The sequence below is a fragment of the Neisseria sp. HMSC069H12 genome, assembly GCF_001812735.1.
In the GTDB taxonomy this organism is placed as follows: domain Bacteria; phylum Pseudomonadota; class Gammaproteobacteria; order Burkholderiales; family Neisseriaceae; genus Neisseria; species Neisseria subflava.
On the sequence record NZ_KV810250.1, the window covers coordinates 1 to 9,171 of the forward strand.

At 53.9% G+C, this 9,171-nt stretch carries 15 protein-coding genes; 10 read left to right on the top strand and 5 right to left on the bottom strand.

Annotation, left to right across the window (positions count from 1 at the left end):
• Nucleotides 1-138: 138 nt before the first annotated feature.
• The 9 genes from HMPREF2872_RS03475 to HMPREF2872_RS03515 all read left to right on the top strand — a co-directional run bounded on the left by HMPREF2872_RS03475 (nucleotide 139) and on the right by HMPREF2872_RS03515 (nucleotide 6,162).
• On the top strand, nucleotides 139-1,047 hold the full coding sequence (locus tag HMPREF2872_RS03475; RefSeq protein ID WP_070631241.1) for a dialkylrecorsinol condensing enzyme: 909 nt from the start codon (nucleotides 139-141) through the stop codon (nucleotides 1,045-1,047).
• A gap of 37 nt (nucleotides 1,048-1,084) precedes the next feature.
• Complete coding sequence (locus HMPREF2872_RS03480; RefSeq protein ID WP_070631243.1) at nucleotides 1,085-1,504, top strand: nuclear transport factor 2 family protein; 420 nt, start codon at nucleotides 1,085-1,087, stop codon at nucleotides 1,502-1,504.
• A 115-nt stretch (nucleotides 1,505-1,619) separates the two neighbouring features.
• A complete protein-coding gene (locus tag HMPREF2872_RS03485) occupies nucleotides 1,620-1,865 on the top strand; it encodes a GNAT family N-acetyltransferase (protein ID WP_003684628.1) in 246 nt (81 codons plus the stop codon).
• A gap of 19 nt (nucleotides 1,866-1,884) precedes the next feature.
• Nucleotides 1,885-3,051 carry a beta-ketoacyl-ACP synthase III gene (locus HMPREF2872_RS03490; protein WP_070631245.1) on the top strand — a complete coding sequence of 389 codons (1,167 nt, stop codon included), beginning with the start codon at nucleotides 1,885-1,887 and terminating at the stop codon, nucleotides 3,049-3,051.
• A complete protein-coding gene (locus HMPREF2872_RS03495; protein ID WP_049332227.1) occupies nucleotides 3,052-3,447 on the top strand; it encodes a DarG family dialkylresorcinol biosynthesis protein in 396 nt (131 codons plus the stop codon).
• Between the two features lie 8 nt (nucleotides 3,448-3,455).
• Nucleotides 3,456-4,130 (top strand): glutathione S-transferase family protein, encoded by a 675-nt coding sequence (locus HMPREF2872_RS03500; protein ID WP_070631247.1) that lies wholly within the window; start codon nucleotides 3,456-3,458, stop codon nucleotides 4,128-4,130.
• Between the two features lie 162 nt (nucleotides 4,131-4,292).
• Nucleotides 4,293-4,967, top strand: coding sequence for a tRNA (adenosine(37)-N6)-threonylcarbamoyltransferase complex dimerization subunit type 1 TsaB (gene tsaB, locus HMPREF2872_RS03505; protein WP_070631248.1), 675 nt, complete (start codon nucleotides 4,293-4,295; stop codon nucleotides 4,965-4,967).
• Complete coding sequence (gene rimI / locus HMPREF2872_RS03510; protein ID WP_070631251.1) at nucleotides 4,964-5,407, top strand: ribosomal protein S18-alanine N-acetyltransferase; 444 nt, start codon at nucleotides 4,964-4,966, stop codon at nucleotides 5,405-5,407. The genes tsaB and rimI overlap by 4 nt, the downstream gene beginning before the upstream one ends.
• Nucleotides 5,401-6,162, top strand: coding sequence for a uracil-DNA glycosylase family protein (locus tag HMPREF2872_RS03515; protein ID WP_070631253.1), 762 nt, complete (start codon nucleotides 5,401-5,403; stop codon nucleotides 6,160-6,162). Before rimI ends, HMPREF2872_RS03515 begins: the two co-directional genes overlap by 7 nt.
• Nucleotides 6,163-6,233: 71 nt before the next feature.
• Here HMPREF2872_RS03515 and HMPREF2872_RS03520 read toward each other — a convergent pair whose 3' ends face one another.
• Genes HMPREF2872_RS03520 through thiE form a run of 4 tightly spaced genes read right to left on the bottom strand, consistent with a single transcriptional unit; the run spans nucleotide 6,234 to nucleotide 8,284 of the window.
• Nucleotides 6,234-7,022, bottom strand: a complete 789-nt coding sequence (locus tag HMPREF2872_RS03520) for a thiazole synthase (protein WP_049332237.1) — start codon at nucleotides 7,020-7,022, stop codon at nucleotides 6,234-6,236.
• 55 nt (nucleotides 7,023-7,077) lie between these two features.
• Nucleotides 7,078-7,371, bottom strand: a complete 294-nt coding sequence (locus HMPREF2872_RS03525) for a YciI family protein (protein ID WP_070631255.1) — start codon at nucleotides 7,369-7,371, stop codon at nucleotides 7,078-7,080.
• A 58-nt stretch (nucleotides 7,372-7,429) separates the two neighbouring features.
• Nucleotides 7,430-7,624 carry a sulfur carrier protein ThiS gene (gene thiS, locus HMPREF2872_RS03530; RefSeq protein WP_070631257.1) on the bottom strand — a complete coding sequence of 65 codons (195 nt, stop codon included), beginning with the start codon at nucleotides 7,622-7,624 and terminating at the stop codon, nucleotides 7,430-7,432.
• A 42-nt stretch (nucleotides 7,625-7,666) separates the two neighbouring features.
• The gene (gene thiE, locus HMPREF2872_RS03535) at nucleotides 7,667-8,284 is read right to left on the bottom strand and encodes a thiamine phosphate synthase (protein WP_049329750.1); all 618 of its coding nucleotides are present in this window, start codon (nucleotides 8,282-8,284) and stop codon (nucleotides 7,667-7,669) included.
• Between the two features lie 207 nt (nucleotides 8,285-8,491).
• On the opposite strand from thiE, the gene HMPREF2872_RS03540 reads away from it, so the two are divergent.
• Entirely contained in the window at nucleotides 8,492-8,875 is a 384-nt protein-coding gene (locus HMPREF2872_RS03540; protein ID WP_004518967.1) for a hypothetical protein, read from the top strand.
• A 20-nt stretch (nucleotides 8,876-8,895) separates the two neighbouring features.
• Here the strand turns inward: HMPREF2872_RS03540 and HMPREF2872_RS03545 are convergent.
• The coding region (locus tag HMPREF2872_RS03545; protein ID WP_141752841.1) for an IS1595 family transposase at nucleotides 8,896-9,171 on the bottom strand (276 nt) is incomplete at its 5' end.

Sequence of the window (9,171 nt, forward strand, 5' to 3'; positions counted from 1 at the left end):
AACCTGTGTTTAGGTTTCGGCTGTTGGGGGAAGGACTTTTTTGCAAAGGTCTCTGAATATGAATAAAGTTCAAGGCCGGTCGGTTTACTATATAATACCGTCCAAACCAACCATAACTTACTCATTGCAGGGAAGATAATGAAAAAAGTGCTGATTGTGCATTACTCGCAAACGGGGCAGCTCTCCAGCCTGGCGCGAAATTTTGCCGCGCCGTTGCAAACAGCCGGCGTACAGGTCGATTGCGTCAATATCGTACCGGAACAGGCATTTCCGTTTCCGTGGCCGTTTTGGCGTTTTTTCGATACCTTTCCTGAAACCGTCCATTTAAAACCCGCCCCGATTCTGCCGCCGCAAATTCCATCCGAAGATTACGATGTGGTGGTCATTGCCTACACCGTTTGGTTCCTCTCTCCTTCGCAACCGATGACCGCCTTTTTGCAACGCGAAGAAACGCGCCGGCTGCTGGACGGCAAACCGGTCATTACGCTTATCGGCTGCCGCAATATGTGGCTGGGCGCGCAGGAAAAAATGAAATCTTTGCTGAAACAAAACGGCGCCAAACTCATCGGCAACATCGTAAAAATCGATGCCTGCAACAGCGCGGCTAGTTTCATTACCACGCCCACATGGATGCTGACCGGCGACAAGCGCTACTTCCGCTCCCTGCCCTCCGCCGGCATTGCTGAAGAAGAATTGGCGGATGCGGCGCGGTTTGGTACGAAATTGCGCGATACACTATTGAACCAACAGCCTTTGGACGAAACCCTGTTTCAAAACATGGGCGCAGTGGCAGTTAATGAAAAACTGATTTTCAGTGAACGCGCCGCCGGCCGCAGCTTCTTCGTCTGGGGCAAGCTTTTGATGGCTGCAGGCCGTATTTCCCCACTTTTGCGCCGTGCCTTGTTGTGCTTTTACATCGTATTTTTATTGGCGATGATTTTGGTGGTTTTACCTGTCAGCGTGATTTTGAAAAAACTGCTGCATCCGCTGCTCAAAGGCCGTCTGAAAAAACTGGCGGATTATTACGGCCAACCTTCCGGCGGATGAATCGGATTGCGGGCGGCAACCTGTAAGGAGACTGTATATGGACGATTTTGAACGCATTTACCGCGACTGGCACGAATATGCCAAAAACCGCGACACCGACGCGCTGATTGCGCTGTATGCCGACGACGCCGTATTTGAAAGCCCGCTGGTGCCCGCAATTATGAATACCGACAGCGGCATCCTGTGCAGCAAGGCCGAAATCCTGCGTTTTTTACAGGAAGGTACGCGCCGCCGTCCCAACGATTTGGTGCGCTGGTATCGGGACGGCCGCTATTTCGTTGCGGGCGATACGCTGGTGTGGGAATACCCGCGCCAGACGCCCGACGGCAATCAGGTGGATATTTTGGAAGTGATGCGACTGGAAGGCGGCAAAATCAAGCACCACCGCATTTATTGGGGCTGGTTCGGCACGCAGATGCTGACAGCTTCGGCACTCGCCAAAGCGGTTAAAGCTTGACGCCGGAAGCCGCACCGACGTTGGCAGAGGCCGTCTGAAAACGACCAAAATGTTTTGCAGCAACGGCCGACGACAGTCTTGCTTTTCAGACGGCCTCAAATACAGAAAGCACTCCATGCCCGAAGTTATCCACTACCCCGAACGCCGTCGCTTTCAAATCGATATTGACGGTTTGGAAGCAGGCTACATCAGCTATACCGAACACAACGGCGGCTGGGACATAAACCATACCGAGGTCTCGCCCAACTTCCGTCATCGCGGCATTGCCAAACTGCTGGTGGACGCACTGATGGAATACGCCGAAACACACTACATCCCGTTGACTGCAAGCTGCGACTACGCGGCACGGTTTATCGGTTGATTATTTTGACAAACACATCATGACATCGAATAACATACTCAAAGACGTTTATCTCAACCGCGTTTCTGCCTTCTTGCCCAATGCCCCCGTCGGCAATGACGAAATGGAAGCCGTCCTCGGCATGGCAGGCGATGTACCATCACGCGTGCGCCGTATGATTTTGCGTTCCAACGGTATTTTGTCGCGCCATTACGCCATCGATCCCGAAAACCGCCGGACGACGCACACCAATGCCGAGTTGGCCGCCGAAGCGGTCAACGGCCTGTTTGCCCAAGGCGTTCCAGCAGAAGCCATCGGCAGCCTGGCCTGCGCCACTTCCTATCCCGACCAAACCATGCCCGGACACGGCGTGATGGTGCATGGTTTGCTGGATATGCCGCCTTGCGAAGTGTTCAGCATGGCAGGCGTATGCGCGGCAGGCATGGCGGCGATGAAACACGCCTACAACGCCGTGCGCACCGGCGAACACGCACATGCGGTTTCCGTTGCTTCCGAAAACGCCTCGGCGGTCATGCGCGGCGAAGTGTTCCAAAGTGAAACCGACCATAAAAAACTGGAAAACGCGTCCCCCGAAATCGGGTTTGAAAAAGACTTTTTGCGCTGGATGCTGTCTGACGGCTCAGGCGCGGTGTATCTGTCCGACCGCCCCAATTCAGACGGCCTCAGCCTGAAAATCCATTGGATAGACCTGCTTTCCTACGCCAACGAAATGCCGCCCTGCATGTATGCCGGCGCAGAATTCCGTGACGGCGTATTTGAAGGCTGGAAACACGCCGATGCCGATTACGGCCGCCGCCACAGCCTGATGGCGGTCAAACAAGACGTCAAACTGCTGAACGAAAACATTGTCCGCTATACAGTGGAAAAACCCCTCTCCCAAATCGCCGCCAAACACGGCATCCGCGCCGAAGAAATCGATTGGTTCCTGCCCCACTACTCTTCCGGCTTTTTCCGCGACCGCCTTTCAGACGGCCTGAAAAACATCGGCTTCGACATTCCGCAGGAAAAATGGTTTACCAATTTGCACAGCAAGGGCAATACGGGTTCGGCCTCGATTTACATCATCCTGGAAGAATTTATGCGCACTTTCCCCATCGAACACGGCCAAAAAATCCTGTGTTACGTTCCGGAAAGCGGCCGCTTTTCAACATGTTTCATGCTTTTGGAAGCAGTAAAGGCCGTCTAAATGAAGATTGACGACATCCCTCAAGACAACAGCGCCAGCTACCACGGCCACCGCAAAGTCATCTACGGCACCCGCGACGGCCACTACGAAGCGGCCACCAGCAACGGTTGGCAGGACGAAGCCTACGCCACCGAAATGGCGGTGTGCGAACTCGATGCCCAAACGCAGGCCGCGCGCGAAGCCGTCGAAAAAGGCGAATATTCGCCGCTGTACTACCATATGTTCCGCTGCCGTTATGATGAAACCGGCTTGGCCATGGCGGCAGGCGTATGGAAATGGCAGCTGCGCCGGCATTTCCGTCCTGAAGTGTTCGCCAAACTACCGGCCAAAACCCTGCAAAAATACGCCGATGCCTGCCAAATCAGCATAGACGGCCTCAAACAAACCGATATTTAAAGCCCCTCATGATTATCCTGCATTCGCTCGACCAATCCCGCGCCCTGCGCATTGTTTGGCTGCTTGAAATCCTCGGTACGCCCTACCGCCTGCAAACCTATCGCCGCCATCCCGACACTTTGCTCGCCCCTGACGAACTCAAAGCCATCCACCCCTTAGGCAAATCGCCTTTATTGGATGATGACGGCTTTATCTTGGCGGAAAGCGGCGCGATTACCGACTATCTGATTCAAACCTACGGCAACGGCCGTCTGATGCCCGAACGCGGCAGCCGCGAATACTGGCAATATCAACGCTGGCTGCATTACGCCGAAGGTTCGCTGATGCCGTTATTGCTGCTCGGACTGGTGTTCCGCCGGATTGAAAGCGCGCCCATGCCGTTTTTCGTCAAACCGATTGCCCGCAAAATCAGCGGCAGCGTCAAAAGCAGCTTTATCCATCCGCAAGCCGCGCTGCATCTTGCCCACATCAACAGCGAATTGGAAAACCGCAAATGGTTGGTCGGCAACAGCCTCAGTGGTGCCGACATCATGATGAGCTATCCGCTGCAAGCCGCAGCCGACCGCTTCGATTTTGCCGACTACCCCAATATCCGCGCTTATTTGCAGCGTATCGAAGCGCATGAAGCCTACCGCCGCGCCGTTGAAAAAGCAGGTTCGCCTTTATTGAAACTCGACAAATAAAACAAGGCCGTCTGAAACGTTTTCAGACGGCCTGAAACCTTGGTTCACTTATCGAATAGCTTTGCAGCAAACGGCATTTTTACCCAAGCGCCGCCCGAGTGCTTTGTTCCCCCTCGCCGTTCCACTATAATGGCAACCCATATCCTTCTAAAAAATAACACCATGCCAACCGACAACCGCCCGACTCTTGCCATCGACACCAGCACATCCTTTCTGTCCATCGCATTGGAACATCAAGGCGAAATCCGCCTGTTTCACGAAAATGTCGGCACCAAGCAATCCGAACAAATCCTGCCGCAAATCGAGCGCCTCTTTAAAGAAGCAGGCATCACTGCCGCCGATTTGGGCTACATCGTCTATGCACAAGGCCCCGGCGCATTTACCGGCCTGCGTATCGGCGCGGCGGTTGCACAAGGTTTGGCCACGCCGTTTGACACGCCCATGATCGGCATTCCCTGCCTCGATGCCGCCGCTTCGCTGCTGCCGCCATCCAGTTGCGTACTGGCGGCCACCGATGCGCGCATGGGCGAAGTATTCTACGCATGGTTTGATACGCAAAACCACGTCCGCTTGAGCGATTACACGGTTGGCAAAGCCGCCGCCATTACCGCGCCCGAAGTCAAAACGCCTAGCGGCGGCATCGGTAACGCCTTTGCCCTCGCCGACAAACCGCCTTTTGACGGTCAAGCCGATATGCCGACCGCCACCGACTATCTTAAACTTGCCCGCAGTGGCCGCTATGTTGCTACTGACGCGGCACACGCCGAGCTGCTCTACGTCCGCAACAAAATTGCCCTGACCGCGCAAGAGCAAGCCCAACAAAAGGCCAAACCGTGAACCTGCGTCCAGCCGTACTTGCCGACTGCCCCACCCTTGCCGCCATCGACGCACAAGGCAATCCTTCGTCGTGGACGGTGAAGCAGTTTGAATCAGCTGTTCAACACCATCCCGACAGCGTTTGGCTCAGCCAGACCGACCACCAAATTACCGGCTTTATCGTGTGGCAAACCGTATTTGACGAATCCGAGCTGCACCTGATTGCCGTCGCGCCCGAATACCGCCGCCAAGGCATTGCGTCCGCCCTGCTGCAACACTGGCAAAACGCAGTGCAACAGCAAGGCGCAACCCGATTGCTGCTCGAAGTCCGCGCAAGCAATGAAACCGCGCAACAGCTCTACCGCAAACACGGCTTCCAAACCTGCGGCCGCCGCAAAAACTACTACGCCCTGCCCGACGGTGGCAGCGAAGATGCCGTATTGATGGAGAAATCATGTTAAGCAGCCGCTACCTGCACCTGCACGAAGCCTTGGGCTTGGGCCCGATGTGGCTGAACCGAAACGCCAAAATCATCCATGCTGCGCCTCAAGCCGCAGCCGCGCCCGTCCGCCCCAAAACCATTGTTGCCGATACCGCGCAAGCCGTGCGCACTTTATCCGCAGGCGCCCATCGGGCACGCACTGCCGCCATTGCCACTGCGCAAACGGCCAAACCTGCTGTCCGCGTTCCCGAAGCAGCACCCAAAGCCATTGCCGAAACACCGGCAAAAACAGAAAAAGCCGCGCATTCAGACAATCTGCCCCGTCTTGACGTAACCATCAGGCCGTCTGAAATCATGGTGGTCAGCATTTGCCCGTCCACCGAAGACAGCCTGCACGGTACGCTGTTTAGCGGCGACGTCGGCACGCTTCTCGACAACATCCTCGCCGCCATCGGCCTCAAACCCGAGCAGGCGCATAAAACCGCATGGGTTAAAACCGCGCCCGTGTTCACCGCCCTGCCCGATGCCGAACACATCCGCTCCGAGCTTGCCGAAATGCAAAACGAGCTGACCGCTTCGCAAGCGCGCGCAATATTGTTTCTCGGCAAAATCTTTGATAGCCCAGACATGATCGGGCTGATGAACGAATTGTGCGCAGAGCGGCCGTATTTCGTCATTCCCCACCCCGCTCGCCTGCTGATGCAGCCGCAATTCAAAGCGCAGGCATGGCAAATCTTAAAGCCATTGAAACAGCTTTTGGCCAAGGCCGTCTGAACATTCTGTTCAACCTAAAATCAGGTTTTTCATCAACAAAAAAGGGCGTGTACGACACGCCCTAATGTTTATCAATATTCCGCCGAATGCCAGAAAGGCTGACCCACCGTCGGCGTACTGGCACGCGCTTTCTCACGCGCCTCCACAGGTTCCGCCTCATAAGCCAGACGGCCCGACTCGACCGCAAGCGCAAAAGCGCGTGCCATATTGACCGGATCGCCGCTACGGGAAACGGCGGTGTTCAGCAACACGCCGTCAAAACCCCATTCCATCACTTGCGCCGCCTGCGAAGGCAAACCCAAACCGGCATCAATAATCAACGGCGTATCGGGCAGGCGTTCACGCAGGACTTTCAGCGCATAAGCATGAACCGCGCCCAGACCCGTGCCAATCGGCGCCGCCCACGGCATCAACGCCTGACAGCCTGCGTCAAGCAGTCGGCGGCAGGCAATCAGGTCTTCGGTGCAATAAGGCAGCACTTTGAAGCCATCTTTAATCAGGATTTCCGCCGCTTCGACCAGTTGGAACACATCTGGCTGCAAAGTATCGTCATCACCGATAAGTTCGAGCTTGATCCAATCGGTATCAAACACTTCACGCGCCATTTGCGCAGTGGTCACGGCTTCCTGAACGCTTTGACAGCCTGCGGTATTGGGCAACACAGGTACGCCCATTTCTTCCAACAACGACCAAAAGCCCTGCCCGTGCGCTTCGCCGCCGCTGCCGGCACGACGCAACGAAACGGTAATCATCGCCGGTTGCGCGATTTGGACAGACTGCTTGAGGATTTCCGGCGTCGGATAAGCAGCCGTACCAAGCAGCAGCCGTGAAGGGAAAGTTTCTCCATATAGGGTAAACATGATAGATTCCTTTGTAATATTATTTTTTAGGGCAAGAGCCTTCTGAAAAATCGGTTCAGATAGTTTCCAAATAGTTTTCAAGTCCTTCGGCGACCTTAGTCGGAATAAACTCGGTAATCGTGTATTTCGCTACGCCTTCTCGGTGAAACGGGTCTTCTGCAATTAACTTTTCCACCTGTTCCCTGCCTGATGCTTTCATCAGGATAACGCCGCCTGTCCGCGGCTGTTTGCGTCCAGACATAACAAATACACCTGCTTGATAATACCGTTCGAGATACGCAATATGCTCAGACAGGTAGGTTTCAACCGCAGCCAAGTCTTTCATATATTCCAACGATACGATAAACATTTCTTTTCCTTTTCTAATCATTAAACCAATAGTGCAGCTATACGCGCAGTAAAACCGCTTATCCGCCGACTACGGGGCGCACAATGTCCACTTTATCGTTTTCGTTCAAAACCGTTTCCGCATACGCGCCTTTGGCGACAAAATGGGTATTGACGGCAACGGCAAACGGTTTTGGCGGCGAAGTTTGGGCGATAAGGTCGGCAACGGTTGTGCCGTTTAATGTGATGGTTTCATTGTTCAATATAATCTTCATGATGTTTGCTCCTCTTGTCAGACTTCTTATTTTCAGACGGCCTTATTCATCCCACAAAGCCTGAAACGCTTTAACCACCGCTTCGGGATTTTCCGCTTCGGTCACGGCGCGGACGACGGCAAGTGAGGAAACGCCGGTGGCAAGCACATCTTCGGCGTTGTTCAAATCGATGCCGCCGATGGCGACGACGGGCGTGCCGCGTGCCTGTCTGACGTATTCGCGCAGTTTGTCCAAACCTTGCGGGGCGGTCGGCATTTGCTTGGTCGTGGTCGGGAAAATCGCACCGCTGGCGACGTAGCTAGGTTGTACGGACAAGGCGCGATCGAGTTCGGCAACAGAGTGCGTACTCAAGCCCAAGCGCAAACCGGCAGCTTCAATCGCGGCTAGGTCGGCAGTGTCCATGTCTTCCTGCCCGAGATGCACGCCGTATGCACCTGCGGCAATCGCTTCGCGCCAGTGGTCGTTGATGAAAAGCTGGGTTGCACTGTTTTGACAGGCTACGACGCAACGTTCGATTTCGCGTTTCAACTCGTCGCCATGCAGGATTTTACAGCGCAGTTGCACCGTGTCGGCACCTGCTTTGACCATGCGCTCGACCCAGTCAGCAGTGGGAACAACGGCGTAAAATTTCAGGGGAGATTTGAGTGGCGGGAAGGTCATAACGGCTCCGAAAGGAATAATTCGTTGTTATATTATCAGAAAAGGCCGTCTGAATAATATTTGTTTTCAGACGGCCTGATTGAAAAAATGAATATTGCCCTATTCGGCTTTGGCTTTATAAAAATATGAACATACTGATGGGTTATCAAAATGAGTGCCATATTGGCGCCCCACATTCGGAGACCCAACCCATGAAAAAAATTTCTCTTGTTAGCCGCCCTTCCCTTACTGTTTACCACTTATTCAAATGCCGCCACGCCTAAAGCGGAAGCTTCAAAACCAGCTTCGGCACACAAACAAACCAAGCAGCGTTTTTCCGGCAAAATCACCGGCTATCAAACCGCCGAGCATTTGTTCTCCGTACGCAAGGGCGACCGCCTGCGCATCAGTAAAACCGGCAGCCCTAACGCCTATTTCAACGTATGGGCACCCAAAGACGATGAAGCCGTATTTAACGGTTCGGCACAAGGCGATAAATTTGACGGTATCGCTACCCAATCGGGCAAATATAAAGTGCAGGTCTATATGATGCGCGCCCAAGCCCGCCGTAACACTACTGCCCATTACGCCGTAAACGTCATCAAAAACTAAGGGGCTGACGTAGATTAGCCCTAAATTCCACACCAATCTCGCAGGATTTTAAGCTGTTGAGACGGTGTGCCGAAGTTAAATCGAAATTCGCATTCTTTCAAGAACAGCGGGAAAGATTTGCGATCGATTCCGTTGTATTTTCGTAAGACACGTTTTGCCTGATTCCAAAAATTCTCAATGCCGTTAATGTGGTTCTGACGGTCGACAAATTCCTTGGAATGGTTGATGCGGTAATGGATAAAACCGCTCACGTCCAACTTATCATAGCTGCTCAGGCTATCCGTGTAAACAATGCT

Coding starts and splice junctions, on each gene's coding strand:
- HMPREF2872_RS03475 (WP_070631241.1), top strand. CDS start 139: ATGAAAAAAGTGCTGATTGTGCATTACTCGCAAACGGGGCAGCTCTCC.
- HMPREF2872_RS03480 (WP_070631243.1), top strand. CDS start 1,085: ATGGACGATTTTGAACGCATTTACCGCGACTGGCACGAATATGCCAAA.
- HMPREF2872_RS03485 (WP_003684628.1), top strand. CDS start 1,620: ATGCCCGAAGTTATCCACTACCCCGAACGCCGTCGCTTTCAAATCGAT.
- HMPREF2872_RS03490 (WP_070631245.1), top strand. CDS start 1,885: ATGACATCGAATAACATACTCAAAGACGTTTATCTCAACCGCGTTTCT.
- HMPREF2872_RS03495 (WP_049332227.1), top strand. CDS start 3,052: ATGAAGATTGACGACATCCCTCAAGACAACAGCGCCAGCTACCACGGC.
- HMPREF2872_RS03500 (WP_070631247.1), top strand. CDS start 3,456: ATGATTATCCTGCATTCGCTCGACCAATCCCGCGCCCTGCGCATTGTT.
- tsaB (WP_070631248.1), top strand. CDS start 4,293: ATGCCAACCGACAACCGCCCGACTCTTGCCATCGACACCAGCACATCC.
- HMPREF2872_RS03515 (WP_070631253.1), top strand. CDS start 5,401: ATGTTAAGCAGCCGCTACCTGCACCTGCACGAAGCCTTGGGCTTGGGC.
- HMPREF2872_RS03520 (WP_049332237.1), bottom strand. CDS start 7,022: ATGTTTACCCTATATGGAGAAACTTTCCCTTCACGGCTGCTGCTTGGT.
- HMPREF2872_RS03525 (WP_070631255.1), bottom strand. CDS start 7,371: ATGTTTATCGTATCGTTGGAATATATGAAAGACTTGGCTGCGGTTGAA.
- thiS (WP_070631257.1), bottom strand. CDS start 7,624: ATGAAGATTATATTGAACAATGAAACCATCACATTAAACGGCACAACC.
- thiE (WP_049329750.1), bottom strand. CDS start 8,284: ATGACCTTCCCGCCACTCAAATCTCCCCTGAAATTTTACGCCGTTGTT.